This window comes from Mucilaginibacter mali (assembly GCF_013283875.1).
GTDB lineage: Bacteria > Bacteroidota > Bacteroidia > Sphingobacteriales > Sphingobacteriaceae > Mucilaginibacter > Mucilaginibacter mali.
This window is the reverse complement of the sequence record NZ_CP054139.1, coordinates 2,665,537-2,682,341: the sequence shown is the minus strand read 5'-3', so window position 1 is coordinate 2,682,341 and position 16,805 is coordinate 2,665,537. Positions and strand designations below refer to the sequence as shown.

General features: G+C 42.4%; 12 protein-coding genes and 3 tRNA genes. 10 read left to right on the top strand and 5 right to left on the bottom strand.

What is annotated here, in order from left to right; genetic code table 11:
* Positions 1 to 86 precede the first annotated feature (86 nt).
* Positions 87 to 395, bottom strand: a complete 309-nt coding sequence (locus tag HQ865_RS11345) for a hypothetical protein (protein WP_173415007.1) — start codon at positions 393 to 395, stop codon at positions 87 to 89.
* Between the two features lie 283 nt (positions 396 to 678).
* Between HQ865_RS11345 and HQ865_RS11340 the strand changes: the two genes are divergently transcribed.
* The 5 genes from HQ865_RS11340 (at position 679) to HQ865_RS25960 (ending at position 2,696) form a co-directional block, all read left to right on the top strand.
* Positions 679 to 753 (top strand) — tRNA-Pro (locus HQ865_RS11340).
* An 11-nt stretch (positions 754 to 764) separates the two neighbouring features.
* Positions 765 to 839, top strand: a tRNA-Ile gene (locus tag HQ865_RS11335).
* 196 nt (positions 840 to 1,035) lie between these two features.
* Positions 1,036 to 1,107: transfer RNA gene (locus HQ865_RS11330), tRNA-Cys, on the top strand.
* Positions 1,108 to 1,479: 372 nt separating this feature from the next.
* Positions 1,480 to 2,037, top strand: a complete 558-nt coding sequence (locus HQ865_RS25965; RefSeq protein WP_237073793.1) for a phage integrase SAM-like domain-containing protein — start codon at positions 1,480 to 1,482, stop codon at positions 2,035 to 2,037.
* Positions 2,034 to 2,696 carry a site-specific integrase gene (locus HQ865_RS25960; protein WP_237073792.1) on the top strand — a complete coding sequence of 221 codons (663 nt, stop codon included), beginning with the start codon at positions 2,034 to 2,036 and terminating at the stop codon, positions 2,694 to 2,696. The genes HQ865_RS25965 and HQ865_RS25960 overlap by 4 nt, the downstream gene beginning before the upstream one ends.
* A 350-nt stretch (positions 2,697 to 3,046) precedes the next feature.
* Here HQ865_RS25960 and HQ865_RS11320 read toward each other — a convergent pair whose 3' ends face one another.
* From HQ865_RS11320 to HQ865_RS11310, 3 genes are all read right to left on the bottom strand, one after another.
* Positions 3,047 to 3,685, bottom strand: a complete 639-nt coding sequence (locus HQ865_RS11320) for a hypothetical protein (RefSeq protein WP_173415006.1) — start codon at positions 3,683 to 3,685, stop codon at positions 3,047 to 3,049.
* 204 nt (positions 3,686 to 3,889) lie between these two features.
* Positions 3,890 to 4,297, bottom strand: coding sequence for a hypothetical protein (locus tag HQ865_RS11315; RefSeq protein WP_173415005.1), 408 nt, complete (start codon positions 4,295 to 4,297; stop codon positions 3,890 to 3,892).
* Positions 4,298 to 4,934: 637 nt separating this feature from the next.
* On the bottom strand, positions 4,935 to 6,554 hold the full coding sequence (locus HQ865_RS11310) for an RHS repeat-associated core domain-containing protein (RefSeq protein WP_173415004.1): 1,620 nt from the start codon (positions 6,552 to 6,554) through the stop codon (positions 4,935 to 4,937).
* A gap of 401 nt (positions 6,555 to 6,955) precedes the next feature.
* On the opposite strand from HQ865_RS11310, the gene HQ865_RS11305 reads away from it, so the two are divergent.
* The 5 genes from HQ865_RS11305 to HQ865_RS11285 are packed head-to-tail and all read left to right on the top strand — an operon-like array spanning position 6,956 to position 16,394.
* A complete protein-coding gene (locus HQ865_RS11305) occupies positions 6,956 to 10,588 on the top strand; it encodes an RHS repeat domain-containing protein (RefSeq protein ID WP_173415003.1) in 3,633 nt (1,210 codons plus the stop codon).
* An 11-nt stretch (positions 10,589 to 10,599) separates the two neighbouring features.
* Positions 10,600 to 11,052, top strand: a complete 453-nt coding sequence (locus tag HQ865_RS11300) for a hypothetical protein (RefSeq protein ID WP_173415002.1) — start codon at positions 10,600 to 10,602, stop codon at positions 11,050 to 11,052.
* 5 nt (positions 11,053 to 11,057) lie between these two features.
* Complete coding sequence (locus HQ865_RS11295; RefSeq protein ID WP_173415001.1) at positions 11,058 to 15,512, top strand: DUF6443 domain-containing protein; 4,455 nt, start codon at positions 11,058 to 11,060, stop codon at positions 15,510 to 15,512.
* A 19-nt stretch (positions 15,513 to 15,531) separates the two neighbouring features.
* Entirely contained in the window at positions 15,532 to 16,203 is a 672-nt protein-coding gene (locus tag HQ865_RS11290; protein ID WP_173413098.1) for a hypothetical protein, read from the top strand.
* Positions 16,200 to 16,394 (top strand): hypothetical protein, encoded by a 195-nt coding sequence (locus HQ865_RS11285; RefSeq protein ID WP_173413097.1) that lies wholly within the window; start codon positions 16,200 to 16,202, stop codon positions 16,392 to 16,394. The genes HQ865_RS11290 and HQ865_RS11285 overlap by 4 nt, the downstream gene beginning before the upstream one ends.
* Before the next feature lie 51 nt (positions 16,395 to 16,445).
* Here the strand turns inward: HQ865_RS11285 and HQ865_RS11280 are convergent, their stop codons facing one another.
* The gene (locus HQ865_RS11280) at positions 16,446 to 16,796 is read right to left on the bottom strand and encodes a helix-turn-helix domain-containing protein (RefSeq protein WP_173413096.1); all 351 of its coding nucleotides are present in this window, start codon (positions 16,794 to 16,796) and stop codon (positions 16,446 to 16,448) included.
* Between the last annotated feature and the right edge of the window lie 9 nt (positions 16,797 to 16,805).

Here is a 16,805-nt window from a genome sequence, read left to right as displayed (position 1 = left end):
TTTGCTTGTTGAGATAAGCCATAGAGAGTCGAACGCTCTATAGATAAACAAAAACGCCCGGCAGTTAAATTGCCGGGCGCTCTCGCTCATGATTCTACTACTTCGTTATTGTCAGGGTTATCGTGCAATATCTCGTGATGCAATAATGCTTCGCGATCTGTCTTTGGCTTTTTAGCCTTTTTGCGAGCATACTCCAAAGTCGGCTCGGTATGTTCTTCCAGGGTGCTTCCACCAAACAGGTTACGTACACGGCTAAACTGATCGGTAACGCGTTGCCTTAAGGCCGCGCCTTTTTCTGATAGTACAAAGTAGGTGGCCGCGCCTACAGCTACGGTGCCAAGTGCTAATGAGGCTATCAATACGGTATTATCTCTTCTTTCAAATGGATTTTTCATAGCAATGGTGTTTTCATAAAGCAACACCCTATTTGTAATTTGGTTCTGATTTTTTGAAAAGGGGTTTACATTAAAAATTTAGCCAAAAAAAATATTTTTAAAGAAATTCTTTATTTTATAAAATAATGTTGTATAATTGTGGCATGAAAACAACAACAATACAATGCTGTATACCGCAACCGAAACATCGGAGGGGATAGCTATGTATTGAATAAAATATTATAAAATATGCGCGATCCTCTTAGATAAATCTAAGGGGATTTTTTGTTTTAGGCGCAAGCACAGGGTAGTATATCAATTGGTTCAGATTACCGCATTTGGGATGCGGAGGTTCCCGGTTCGAGTCCGGGTTATCCTACTGTTTACTAAGGAAATATAGCTCAATTTGGTTAGAGCAGCACCCTTATACGGTGTCGGTTAAAGGTTCAAGTCCTTTTATTTCCACACAATATTTTCCTGTGGTGCAATGGTAGCACATCTGATTTTGGTTCAGATAATCGTGGTTCGAACCCATGCGGGAAAACATGAAATGCCGATGGCTTTATACAGGTCATACTTATCTTCTTTTGTTTCACAAACTGCGTCTGAGTGGGTAGGGGTAGATATGTTCTTTTGTAAAGAAAATTCTGTATTTTAATGTGGCCGGTTGCCCGAATGGTAAGGGGTTTGTCTGCAAAACAAATTTTCGCGGGTTCGATTCCCGCACCGACTACTGGGTCAGCGATTGACCACAAAACAAAAAAGGTCGCGTCATTCGTGGCGTCTTCTTTTAAAAGAACTGAAAAACCGCGCTGGGAGCGCATCGGGCAAATAAGTTCGATTCCTGGCGAGGCCACAAAAAGCATTATTAAAGCCTTCAGAAGGCCTGCAAATCCTTGATTTGCGGGCTTTTTTGTTTAGTCCAACCTTCAAAGTTTTCAAAAACAATCAAAGTTAAGTCGCGTCATTCGTAGCGTCATTGATTTTCAAAAAAAGACGCGACAAAAATGATATAACAACTTGACTTTCAACATGTAAATGAGGTTTACATCTTGTTTAACAGCTGTAACATTTCCAACTTTATTAACCTTTAAAGAGATGCGTTATGTTGGAAAAAAGCTTTGGATTGTTTTTCTTTTTGAAGCAATCAAAAAACGAGAAAAGTGACGAAAGGTACATTTATCTGAGGATCACAGTAGATGGTGTCGCGAAAGAAATTTCGCTGAAAAGGATGTGGAGCTTGTCCAGGTGGGATCAACCTACCGGCAGAGCCAAAGGGAACAAGGAAGATGCGCTGAAGCTTAATGCTTACATCGATGTTTACCGTGCGAATGTCTATGCCGCCAAAAGCAAACTGATTTTTGCCGAGCAGGAAATTACTGCTGATACGTTAAAAAACTTTCTTACCGGCAAGGGGGAAGAAAAAAGAACGCTGATCGAAATTTTCAAAAGGCATAATGAGGAAATCCATGAATTGATCGGCAAGGATTATGCTTATAAAACTTATCAGAAGTACCATACAACTTTCGGCCATACCCAGGATTTTATTAAATGGAAATACGGTACGGCAGACCTGAAAATTAAAACACTCAATTACGAATTTGTAAAGGACTTTTCGAGCTGGCTAAAATCTTTAAAAAATGCAACCACAATTCAACTGTGAAATATATCAGTACGCTGAAAAGCGTATTGTTAGAATGCATCAGGAAAAAATGGCTGAAGGAGGACCCATTTCGTGAATTTAAAATGGGGTATAAGGAGGTTGACATTGTACCCCTTTTCCAGGATGAGCTATTAGCTATCAGAAATAAAGCCTTTAGTATTGATCGTCTAAATTTAGTACGTGATATTTTCGTTTTTAGCTGCTATACCGGCCTTGCCTATGTAGACGTGGGCAATCTAACCCGTAGCCAAATCGTTCAGGGAGTTGATGATGAGAAATGGATCATGACCAAAAGGCAAAAAACAGAGACACCACAGCGTGTTCCGTTATTACCGCAGGCATTAGAAATAATGGAAAAATACGCGGAACATCCGAAGTGCGTCAATGGACATGCAGTTTTGCCCATATTGACGAATCAAAAGATGAATGCTTATTTAAAGGAAATAGCCGACTTATGCGGCATAACAAAAAAACTAACTTTTCATTTAGCACGTCACACCTTTGCAACAACTGTTACGCTGAGCAATGGTGTACCAATAGAAACTGTATCAAAAATGCTTGGCCACAAATCTCTTAAACAGACGCAACATTATGCGAAAATTGTTGATCTAAAAATAAGTGAAGACATGGCGGCTCTTAGGCAAAAATTATCATGTTAATATTATAGGGGGAGATTTCATAACCCCCTATAATATTTTTTATTTTGGTTATTAATTAGAGCCTAATCTCCATCTCAGTTAGTTGTTTTTAAGGTCGTTCAATATGCACGTAAACTGTATATCTTTCAGATATTTTATTCTTCAATTAAATTCACTACTTTCAATTTTAAACCAATTAAATGGATTTTAGAAATTATCAAATTTCTTCATTAAAGACTGTAAATGAGACAGTTACTGGCTGCGTGCCTAAAAGTGGATGTCATTCTTCAGCTAAGGTTTGTAAAATTAATGTGCGCTTATAGCTATCGGTAAATATTGCAAATCTGGGTCTCCATTAAAGCACATATTAATTATAAATTTTCCTGTAACCTTCTTTCATAATATTCCGATTCCGGGAGAAGAATTACTTTGGGATTTTGAAGCTTGATTGCATTTATTAAAGTTATTGATAGAGAACCATCGTACGCTATATATTTCAAATATTGCAGTTTCTTAATTGCAGCAATAACTTTATCATCACCAGTGTATTTAACATTTATTAAAACTAAATGTTCTACTACGAGATTTGCCAAATCACTTAATTGGGTTAAATCGACGTGGTTTAGCTTTATATATTTGGCATTTTTAAAAAAAGTTACCCAACTTGGAATTTTGCAAACTTTGTCCTTTAAATAAGGTTCTGTTGAAAAAGTAGACTGTAAAACGAGCATCTTAATATCGTCGGCATTTTTCTTGATATTTGGAGGTAGATTCTCTATAGAAAATTGTGGTGTACCCAATAACATAAAAGGCATTTCCCCTATTCCAACGATAACGCATTTGGGAGTTATAAAAAGCACCTTGCCTCGATCTTTTAAAAAGCCAAAATCTGTATATATAGTTTGTGCCCGTATAATTGTTTGAGGGATTGTATGGTTTTTTGACATTGCTAAAGATTTATAGAAATAAAAATTAACAAATATTATTAAGACACTTGTAATAGGTTTCATAGAATACGTATATAACCTTAACATTATCCTATATTAGGGTAATGGATACCAAATATTTGTGTGAGTAAAAGCATTCCAATCTGTAGTCATTTTCAAATTATCAGCGTGTCCTACACTAAAGAAAAGGTTTAGATACATATTCAATTCTTTCATAAAAAACCCCTTTGCTGCATTTCCTGTAGTTATAGTTTCATTTAAGATTTTTTATTTTAAATGAATAGGAGGATTTAAAAAAAAGGAAAAAACAAAGTTTGCTGCAGAAACTATCACGATTGCAAAAACAATCCAAGTCCCTTTTCTATTTTTCTTATAAGGCAGTTTATCAAATTCTTGTACATAACCTTTCCAATCCTCGTTTTTTATAAAAAGAATCCATTTAATTATCAAGACAAAAAAAAGTGGCAAAACTACTTTTAATGAGAAGAAACTAAGCTTACTATGATGATGGTTAAGGAAATCAAAATAATTATTTAATGAGAAAAGCAGCCATACCTCCAAGCTACAAAGCAAAATAATTGCTTTAACATCAGCCAGCCATTTAGTGGATTCATGAGATAAAAAAAACTTGTAAAGTTTGTAAAATAAATAATAATAAGATTTAACTATAGTCAAGATATGGCTGCTTTGAAAAAGAAATTAGCGGTGTAACATGATATTTTGCCATGTCGGATCATTTGGTCATGGCATCTTGTATAATCTATATCAGCAATAGGTTTGGCACACCTGTTCATGGGTCAGCGGTTTAGGGTTGATATTTCGCATTAAAACAAACGGGGGCACCTTTATGTCACCCGCATTATCAATTTTAATGTTGCCAAATTAGCAAATGCCATTGACTTTCAGCAGCAATTTCTATCAAACATAAGTTGATCCATGCCCCGCCCGTTCATTTATTTTTTTGATAATTTCTTAGCAATAAAAAGAAATAAGCTCCATATATCAAAATCAACATTATTAGTTTATTAAACCCAGTTAGCCCCATCGTTTATGATAGATAATAAACTGTTTTTTGCAAACAGGTCATACTGAAAAACCATAAAAGTAAAACAGGCACCCAAAAAGGGGTTTTTACTCGAAAATTAAATAATGGACATATAAGTGCATTTGTTAACGATAAAATAAGATTAAATTAATAAATAAATACTGTGATTACCGGCATATGTTATTAAATAACATATGCCGGTAATGATGATCGTTGCAAATAAGCGTTTTTTTAAATTAAGAGGATATAAAATCATATACGTGTGTGTTAATGTTCCTTGCCATCTGTTCCAATATGATGATTTGGATGCATTAGATAGAAATCTCTCCATTGAGACCAAACCTCATCCATAAATCCGTAGCCTAAACCTAATAATGTACCGTAAGGCCCTCCTTTTGTGATTACATCATATCCAGCCCCCCCATAAGTAGAGAGATTGGATACAGAAGATTTTAAAGAAGTTTTAAGCACATTTTGCATTACATAGTGCATCCTACCTGTGTTGTCTTGATAATATGTACGCCCTTGGGAGTCTTTTTTATATTCGTAAGTTTTTTTCGATGTCAAATGGCTAAAGATTGAACTCCAAATGCCTTTTGTTTGAGATTCTGATGATGCCTTTTTTGTCTCATTTGGCTTACCTGGTTTTTGAGGGTCTGTTTCGGAATCAGCGCTAATCGCAACACGATGATTGGCTATATCAGGAGCATAGGCGATCTGTCCGCCATTATCATAAGCGCTGTAGCCAGTTACCGTATTATATTCAAAATAACCATCATTAGTAAATTTAAAATTAGTTAGCGTTCCATCTCTTTCCTTATTATAAACATTTTTCCCTGAAGCATAAGCATTTTGGCGAAGCTGGGCATTGTCCCATTCGTCATCTTTATAACTTTTTTGCCTGCCACCGCCGCCGCCAGCACCGCCGTGGGAGCTGCCGCCTGGGCCGTAAATAGCATCTACACCATATTTGGCAAACAGTATCATTTCCTGTACCGCATCATAAGTTCTGTCCATCCGTTCAGTACCATTTGTTTCGTGATACCCCTCTGCTACTGCCTTATAAAACGCTTCGCTGCCGGCATCAAACAGGTCGCCCATGGGGTCGTTCAGCATGGCCGGGTTATTACCCGCATACTGGTATGGCGTTAAGCTTTCTGTCGCGTTTGCCTTGGGGTCGACAGCGATAAAGCGCCCCAAAGCGGCATCGTAATTCCGGTAAAAAGTCTGATAATAGTCGGGCAAATCCCCGTAATCGTTCTGCCATTCCGCGCCGGCGTTGTACAGTTGCAGGTTAGGCTTGCTTGGCGTGCTGACCGGGCTGTTGCTCATCACCATGCCAAAGGGATAATAGCTGTTCTCCTGCACTACTTTCAGCGTTCCGCCGCTGCCGGTATTGTCAAAGCTGATGCGGGCGTTGCCCTGCTGGTCGGTAATGATGTACTCGTTCACCAAAGTGCCGCTTTCGTTGCGCACCCGGCCCTCGGGCATGGTAAAGTAGGCCAGGGTGCCGTTTTCGTATACCATGCCGTCCACGTAATCGGTGGTTTTGGCGATGCCGCCCCCGCTGGTGTTGTAGGTATCCTTGCGCAGCAGTTTTCCCGATGCATCGTACGTGTAGTTGATATGCCCGGTGGATGTGCTGGTAAGCGTTATTTTGTCGGTTTTGTTCAGCACATTGTAATCAAGCGACAGGCCCTTGTAAGGGTCGGTGGTCAAGTTGCCGTTGGCATCGTAAACATAGCTGAGTCCGCTGCTGTAGTTCTTGAAGCCGTAGTTGCTGTAATTGCTGCCGCTGCCATCTACCATGCTGCTCAGCTTATTGGCATTAGTACTATCGTAGTTATAGGTGAGGTCATCTATAGCGGTAATGCTGCCACTGATCACTGCGTTATGTGCAACCCGGCTTTCATAGTGGTCATTAGATGAATAACTTTATTGGGGTCAATTACCGTGCAATCACTGATTGACAAATTTTTTATTATATAGGAATTTTGATTTTGTTTTTTTAAAATTGTACAGTTAATGAAATCGAATAGCCTTTATGAAGCCTGTTCGACGAAATAATTAAACCAGTATATTAACCTTTATCACCTTTATCATGAAATCAACTGTATTTTCCTCCCACATTACAACCGCTTAGTCAGATTATACTCAGCCAGTAATTGTCATTTTCCGGACATTATTATTAATCTATAAAATGCGATGGGCATATACGCTTCGCATTTCAAAAGTTTCATATTGACTGGAGAAAACACTTCAGAACTATAAACCACCATCATTATCAAATGCACTTCACCTTAACCCCAAAAGGTCTTTTCAGATCTGCCCTCGCACTTTTATGCTTGTTTTTATTTCCGGCAAAAATCCTGTACGCGCAAAACAGTATTCAGCCGGACCAACTTGTTACCACGGCTTCACCAAATGCCGCGAGCCTCGGGATCTTTACGCAATTTCCCGCTGCCGCCGCTACCGGCACTCCTGGCATTAATATCCCGGTCTATGAATTGAAATACCGGAACGTAACCGTGCCAATCGCGCTGTCCTACAACACTAATATGGTGAAACCCGATGTCCACCCAGGCTGGGTGGGCTTAGGTTGGGACCTTTCTGCTGGCGGGGCGATCAATAGGGTAGTAAATGACAAGCCTGATGAGATAGCTATTTTTGACCCGTACATACATTACCGGTTTAACACCACACAACTCGGCTATTATTATAATTATGGTTTCTTTTCGGGCAGCAACTGGGCGACAGCGACAAATATCCAATCAGCTACTTTTGACCTGACCAATTATCCGAACTGGAACACCTATCTCCACAATCTTCCTCTACGAACAGTTAAGGATTATCAGCCGGATGAATTCCAGTTTTCTTTTTTAGGGTATAGTGGCACATTTTACCTGGACGAGACCAGGCACTGGAAGGTTCGATGCGACGAACACGTAACGGTTGACTTCAACCCGGCTGACATGATCTCTTTTGAAGGGGCATGGGAAAGTGGTACACAGAAATCTGGCTTTGGCAAATTCACCTTAACCGATCCTCACGGGACCAGGTACGTTTTTGGCGGAAGCCCGCAATCCATCGAGTTCTCATCCAGCATGCTCTCGGTTGATGTCGCTCCATTGGTGCCCAAAACGTGGCACCTCACCCAGATAATCCTTCAAAACGGTGAAACGATTGATTTTAGCTATGAGCGTGGCGAGGAAGTATTACAGGCGATCTATCGCGGTGATTTTTCGCAATATAATACGACCGGTCAGGGACCGGACCAGCTAACAGGCTCCCTCATCTTTCCCAGTTACCTGAAAAACATTATCACACCTGTAACGCAAATAACCTTTAACCGCTCCGAAAGTGTTGAAATGCAATATGACGCCTCGAAGTTTACGGTCGATTATGGCCACTGGTTTCTTAATTTCTGGAATTGGTTCGATATTGGCGGTCAGGGACAGGCTATGGCAAATGTTTACGATCCTGAATTCCGGCAATCTTTCCTCCCCGGTATAGGCTATAATTATAATACGCCTGCCTTCGGGACGCCGCCAAAATTTTACAAACTTGATAATATCTGCGTTTACGATAGGACCAACACCCTGGCCTTAAAGACGAACTTCAACTATGTCAATACAGCGTCGCAACGGCTTAAGCTGGGAAGTGTGATCAAGCAGGGCTACGGAAACAGTCCTATAGAAACCTATTCCCTGCAGTATCACAATGATCAAATGTTACCCGGCTATTGCAGCAACATGAAGGACTTTTGGGGCTATTATAATGGGCCGGCGACATCCGGGCAGGATGTATATACGTCCTTACAGCCGAGTGCTGCCTATCTCCAGGCTGAGATTCTGGATAAGGTCATTTATCCCACCGGTGGGTATAGCGTTTTTCATTTTGAACCACATACTTACTCCCAGCAGCTGTCCGTCAACCGCAACGGCCCTTTATTGGCCGTCGCACCAGAAAAGATCGCTGGCGGGCTTCGTATTGCCGAGGTAGACCATTATAATAGCGATAACACGATAGCGGACTGGATAAAATATAAGTATGTGGGCAATTTTTCACCGGCCGCGAGTTCGCTAATTTCCAGCGGGATACATGGGGGTACCTTTACATCCGCATCCGGCTCCCCATTTGACCCCTATTATAACGGCTATACAAAGCCATATTTTGATACCATGACGACAGAGCAGCTCGCGGCCTGCAGTAACAATAACGGGAGCCATATCGGTTACAGCGAGGTTACAGAGCTATTCTCCAATGGTAGCTACTGGTCCAACTTTTTTTCCAATTTCGATAATGGGGATAATATGGATGAAGCACCGTTTGTCACAACCGGTCCGTTGCCTGATACCAGAAGATTCACATCCCGGGCATTTCAAAGAGGCAGGCTTATCCGGCAAATTGTATACGATAATAACTTTAACCCGCTAAAGGATAAGACCATTCATTATGCTCCAATAAATCAAAGTACCGAATATGTCAGAAATATAAGTACCGAGTATACGGGCTCCGTACAGACCTCAGCATATACCCTGCAAGGTACTGCGTTTAAAACGTATACCTACGCTTTCCTGCCGGATCAGGTGACGGATATTGAATATCATCCCGGGCAGGCTAACATCGTTCAAACCCACAATTATATTTATGACCCTCAATGGTTAACGGTACAATCTGTCGCGACAACAAACAGTAAGGGGCAGAGCGACGAAACCGTGTATTTATATCCACCGGATATGGTCGCGGCGAACAGGGACCCCAATTTAGTTTACGCCCATATGAAAGCAGCGAACGCAGTAAACGAGGTGGTAGAAACCGTGCATAAAACCGGAGGAATCCAGGATTTTCTAAACCATCGCGAATATTCGGAATATGGGGCAAGCTTGTTCCGGCCATCTTCAGAGTCTATCCAACGAATGAATGCCGCGCTCAAAACAACAGGCGCATTTACATACGACAGTTATGGTAATATGACCAGGGCGAAAAAAAACGGTGTGGCTCCCGCGTGTAATGTTTACGGATACGGGCAAACCCTGCCGATTGCAAAGGTTGAGAATGCTGTCGAAACGGAGGTTTTCCACACAAATTTTGAAGAAGCAGGTGCCTCCGGACTGGCCCATACAGGGACGAAATATAATAATGGCAGCTATTATGTACCGTTTACACCACCGGCAAACGGTCGCAGCTATCAGCTAACTTACTGGTACCGTTCATCGGGTACATGGCATTATACAATCGAAAGCTACAGCGGGCCGCATACCGTGCTGCCATCGGGCGCAGATGCTATCGATGATGTCAGCGTTTATCCAACTGATGCGGCTATTACTACTTACACTTACGATAGTCAGCAGAACATCACCAGTAACACAGATTCGCGTGGCAATACCACCTATTTTGAGTACGATGACTATAACCGTCTGAGTACTGTCAGGGATCAGCATGGTAATATCAAAACCCATTATTGCTATAACTACGCAGGCCAGCAAACCGACTGTTTTGTTACTGTTCCCAAGCCGGCGCAGACCATATTTGCCAGGCTGGAGATTGGTGGTCCGATAGGAACCCAGAACAATGTTTATTTACACGACGAATATTATACGACGGGCGAATTCTATATACGGTTTTATTCCGATGCCGCATGCACCACACCATTGACAATTACATCCGCAATGAACATTACTTTGGTTCAGGATGTGAGTTATAGCGATTATATTAATTTTTATAACTCAACGAATAACCTTAATTATAATATCCCGGCGAACGTTAATTCGTTTTACATAGGAACGCTGTTCCTCAGCGACTGGAATGCGTATTTTGATTACGACTACAACGAGACGGATGATTATACGTCCTTCAGCTACAATCTATTATTGCCGGCCGGCAGCAGTAACACTGTTATACCATTCATCTATTTTTAAAACACAAAGGCATGAGAAATATATTTTTGACTGGAATCTTATTGTTAATGGCTGTTATAGGTCATTCACAGTCGCCTCAAAATAAAGGTAAGGATTCAACCATCGCCAGACTGGCAAAGAAACTTTCAGTATCGAAAAAACGTGCGGCCGTTATCCTTGAAGCAATTGAATACAAGCGCGACGATTTCCGTGCGCTGCTTCGCAGGACCGATATTAATCCGCAAGACAAAGAAAGCCTTTTGAAAAGAATGATATGGGAAAGACGATACAGGATGGACTCCGTGTTGACCCAGGAGGAGCGTTTGAAGTGGGTTAAAGGATCAGATAGTTTATCCCGTATCCAAAGGGGCCATCGCATGGATATACAGTCCCGTCAGCAAAAAGCGCTCGATAAAGTTGCGCACGTTCAAAAAACTAAAAGTATTTCAAAGGACACAATCAGGGTAATAAAAAACAACCAATAATGCTTATGAAAAACAAATCTCTTATTCCGGTATTTGGAATATTTCTTTTGATGTTATCGGCAAGCCTGGTGAAAGCACAACCAAATTTGTCCTATGGACAAAGCAACCAGACCTTTTACGTTAATAATACCATATCCCCATTAACCGTCTCGAATACAGGCGACCCGGTAAACACATACAGCCAGACAACCACGTTAGCGGGAAATCCCTATTCGTCCGGTGCGACAAATGGCCAGGGATCAGCGGCTTCCTTTTATATTCCATTGGCAGTAGGTGCAGACCCTTTCGGCAATGTTTACGTAGCAGATTGCGGCAACCAGTACATCAGGAAGATCGACGCATATGGAAATGTCAGCACTTTTGCCGGTGCGGGGTATGGTGGTTATGGCAATGGACACGGGACTTTGGCAGTATTTAATCACCCTGCCGGGGTTGCCTGCGATAATGCAGGGAACGTGTACGTGGCCGACCAACTCAATCACGCGATCAGGAAGATAACGCCTGCGGGCGACGTAACCACAGTTGCCGGAACAGGTTATCCCGGTTCTCAGAACGGCCCTGCATACCTGGCTACGTTTAACAACCCCACAGGATTGAGTGTAGACCATAATGGCAATATATATGTAGCAGACTACAGTAATAATCTTATCCGGAAGATCGATGTTGCCGGAAATGTAACGACGGTTGCCGGTACGGGCGCGACGGGCTCCCAGGATGGCCCTGCGATGAGTGCTTCTTTTCACAATCCAATGGGCGTGGTTTCTGACCCGTCAGGGAACCTGTATATTTCAGACCGTCTCGGATACCGGATCAGAAAGATTGACATCAGTGGCCAGGTCTCTACGCTCGCCGGAAACGGAACATCAGCGAATGTAAATGGAACAGGTACCGGGGCAAGCTTCGGGTTGCCCAATTCTGTAGCGTCGGATGCAGCCGGTAATGTGTATGTTGTTGATGAGTATAGCCACTCGATCAGGAAAATAACCCCGGCGGGTGTCGTTACCACCTTTGCAGGCAGTCTTTATGGTGCGGCGGGCTTTGCAGACGGCACAGGCAATAGTTCAACGTTCAATTATCCTTATGGCGCTACCATTGATTGGTCAGGCGACCTGTACGTCGCGGATTATGGGAATAACCTCATCAGGAAGGTTAGTGTGGTCGGCTATTCAATCTCGCCGGCGTTACCGGCAGGCCTGTATTTGGATAAAAGTACCGGCACGATCAGCGGAACACCAACCACGGTATCCCCGGCAACAATGTACACGATCAGTGCGTCAAGTTCTGCCGGAACAGGGTATGCCTATCTCACCATCTCCGTAAGCAGTGGTGGTAGCAGTTCAGGGAATCAAAACTATGTGAAAACATTCACCGCCCGCAGCCCTATTCAAACCGTATCGGGCCTTATCGGAAAAAATGTCGGTGAGGTCAATCAGACCGTCGCATACATTGACGGACTGGGCAGGCCATTGCAGGCGGTAACCTATAAAGGGTCTGCAAGTCATGCGGATATTGTTCAGCCCCATGCTTATGATGCAAGCGGACGTGAAAGCATACAGTACCTTCCTTATGCGAACCGGCCTGGTGCGCTCAATGACGGAAGTTATAAGTCCGACGCGATCAATGTACAGCAACCCGATTTCTACCATCAGGCAACGGCTTGGGCAGCGAATACGATAAGAACAGATGCGCCATTCGCTGAAACCATTTTTGAAAACTCCGCACTGAATCGCATTAAAGAGCAGGGAGCGCCCGGTTTGACCTGGCAGACTTCGGCAAACCACGATGTTAAAACAGCCTATGAGTCTAATATAAGCAGCGAGGTGCTGATGTGGACAATAACCTCATCGGGAGCTGCCGTATCCGGAACCTACAATGGTGGAGAGTTATCGAAAACCACGGGTACCGACGAAAATGGCAATAGCAGTATAAGCTATATAAACAAGGATGGGAAAAAGCTATGTGTATCATCTGCCGCCGGGCTAAAAACCTATTATATCTACAATGATTTAGGTGATCTTGTCTACGTGGTGCCGCCTATAGCCAACAATACCGCGCTGCCTACCAGTTTTAATGACAATTCCACCGATCTGTTCTTTAGCAATTTTGTCTATGCCTATCATTACGATACCCAGGGGCGTGTTACAGAAAGGAAGGTACCCGGCAAAGGATGGGTGTTCATGGTGTATAACACACTTGACCAGGTCGTGGCAACGCAAGACGCCGAGCAGGCGCAAACTAACGAATGGTCATTTATAAAGTACGACGGATTGGGGCGTACCATCATGACCGGAAAGCTTACAGATAGCAGAGGACATCAGCAGATCACCGATGACATCGACCAGCAACCGTCAAACTGGGAAACCAGGAACGCATCATTACCCAATGGTTATACAGCGTACAGCTGGCCCTCGACCTGGGCATCGCTCTACGCCGTCAACTACTATGACGATTATAACCTTCCGATCACTACTTACAGTTCCAATTCCGGCTTGGCCACACCCTTTACCAAAGGGTTGATGACTGCCAGTTCACAGAAGAATCTCTCGACCGGGGCAATGCTATCAGAAACCTACTACTATGATGACGAGGCACGCGAAAACGAGGTCATCAAGCAAAATAATATTGGAGGAACAGACCGGTTTAATCACGAGTATAACTTTAGCGGACAGATCACCAAAACCACCCGTACACATTATAGTTCGGCTATCCCCGGCCTGGTTATCACCAATTGGTACGCATATGACCATTTGGGGCGGAAAGTAAGGACCGAACAGGCAACAGGTTCAGGAAGTAAAGTTGTCTTAAGCAAACTCGAGTACAACGAACTGGGGCAATTAATGAAAAAAAGCCTACACGGCACCATTAGTTCCGGTGATACCACTTATTTGCAGGCCATTGACTACAAGTACAATGAACGCGGTTGGCTCAAATCGGCAAGCGCGCCGTTATTTGCGTTCCAATTGAATTATGATGACGCGGCTGATGGCGTACAGCCCAATTATAACGGTAATATCAGCAACCAGTACTGGGGTGTACCGGGCAATCTTTATCATCATTACAATTATACATATGATCCTCTTAACCGGTTGTTATCCGGAATTTCGCCGACCGCCGGGTTCGAGGAGAAGAACATCAATTATGATAATCTCGGCAATATTTCGCAGTTAATACGCGTGGGAAATGGCACAAGCAATACTTATACTTACAATTATGACTATGCAAATTACGGGAGCCAGCTCCAGTCGGTCACCAATCTAACCTCGGGTACATATACTTACGATAAGAACGGTAATATGAAAATTGACGCCCGTACCGGCAGGACACTTACTTATAATTACCTGAATTTACCGACAGGAGAGAGTAACGGTTCGGCCAGCATAACGTATACCTATAATGCAAGGGGCGAAAAATTGCAAAGGACAAGCAGCAACCCGGCTTTTGGTACTACAGAATATGATAATGGTATCTTTTATGATAATGGGATAATTTATGCGGCTACAGAGGAAGGCCGTGTACTGAATCTTAACGGGAATGTCAATTACGAATACTCATTAAGGGACCAGTTAGGAAATGAACGCGTTACCTTTGACTCATCTACCGGAGCTTATTCGGCAAAGCAGGCTAACGAATATTATCCTTTCGGTATGACAGCTTCTCAAAACCCTACACCTTCAGACCCTAACCGGTTTCTGTACAATGGGAAAGAGCTGCAGGCTGAGGTTAACAGATATGATTACGGTGCACGTTTCTACGACCCTGTAATTGCGAGGTGGACTGCTATTGATCCTCTTGCGGAGAAAAATAGCCGATGGACACCCTATAATTATGCGGTTAATAACCCTATTAGGTTTATAGACCCTGATGGTCGAGATACTGCTCAAAGAAACGCAGCTGTTAGGGAGGCAGGGAGATGGGTAGCAGGAAATGATAATGGAAAAGGTAATACGTATAGGTTAGGTGCGAAAGGCGAGGATGGCCCCGGTTCCGAAATCGACTGTTCTGGATTAATTACAAAAGTTGTCGTTGCTGGAGGCGAAAAAGACCCTAACCACGGAAAAAGTAATGGTATAACCAATATTGACAAGAATCTACCAAATGTTGATCCAGAAGATGTAGTACCAGGAAATGTCGTCACATTAAATGGCAATAAGCATGGGGGACTTATTACTTTGGTCCAAAGGGATAAAGATGGCAATTTTGTAAACTTACAGATGACGGATTCAGGTGGAGATCCCTCAAGTGGAACTTCTGGACCGAGGGTAAGCAACCTTATACAGAATGGAAAAGTTATGTATTGGGGAAAGCGAATTGTAAGTTTTAATAAATTTGATACTAAACCTGATGCACCGGCATCAGCACCATCCAATAATAAACCCCAACAACAAAGCCAAGGCGGTTTATGGAATTCAATAAAGAGTAGTGTAGTTAATACTTTTAATTACATAATGGATAATATGTAACATATCTAAATTGCAGAAAATGAATAAACGACTTTTAATATTACTTCTAATCGCAACAGCCACATGGACAAGTTGCAACAGCAGCTCGACCAAGAGTTCATCCGACTCTTTAAACAATACTGGCGATACGTCCAAAGCAGTAGCAGATGCTAAACAGAAAGCGATTGATGCTCAAATGGCTAAAGGCAATCGCTCCGATAGTGAAGAAGAAACACCTTCGCAATCGGATGAAAAAAATAGAATATTAAAAAGCTATGATGATGTTAAAACAATTGATACCATGTTAGTTAATGGTAATGACAGCTTAAACTTTCATCTAAAATATTATTGTCTGAAGAACACCAATTTATTGGTACCCAAGTCATATGATATTGATAAGAGCGCTCCCAAAGACTTCTTAACACATGAATTTGCATCAGATGTGTTACTTGTCAATAAGAGAGATACTGTTTTGAAAAAGCAGTTTAGAGCAAGCGATTTCGCCCCCTACTTTAAAGATGAATTCGGAGGTAACCTAAAAAAATATGGTACTATATTGATGCCCAATCTTTCGCGGAGAAATAAAGATAAAAGTCAAATAGTACTGGTTTATTCTCTTGCAATACCTACAACAGATATAGGAAAAGGGGTATTCTTAATCATCTCAAAAAATGGTGATTATAAAGTGGTTGAAAATTACAATGGCCAATGAAAAAGCTTATCCTATTACTACTACTAAGCATGGCTTTTACAGTTCATGCGCAAACAGCGCAGCAGGACAGTGCCCACAGTGCCTATCACCTGAAGCACAAAAAAGACCCCAAGCAGCATAATCCCTATGCGTTTGCGGACAGTGCAACAGGCAAAAAGCCAGCTGCAAAGCCGAAGAAAAAAACAAACTGATACCAATGACAAAGCCCCTAAAATCGGGGCTTTGTTCGTTTATAGCAATTCTTACTTTACATATTCCTGGATATGCCTTTTGGTTAGAAAGGCGTCAATAAAAACTTTCACAATATGCTTATCTTCAGCGTTCAATAACTCCACTTCTTTAAACTGTTTAAGCAGTTCCCGGTCGGTCAACTGTGCCGTCACTGCCGGGTCATCCACATCCTCATTTACCAGATAATCGGCAGTCGTATCCAGCGCTTTGGCCAGCTTAGAAAGCATATCTGCTGCCGGTTTAGCTTTGCCTATCTCATAGCGGCCAATCTGCACATAGGTCAGCCCGACGATTGCGCCAAGCTCTGCTTGCTTCAGTCTTTTTTGGGTACGTAGTTCCCTGATCCGGCTTCCTAAACTCATTTTTCCTTT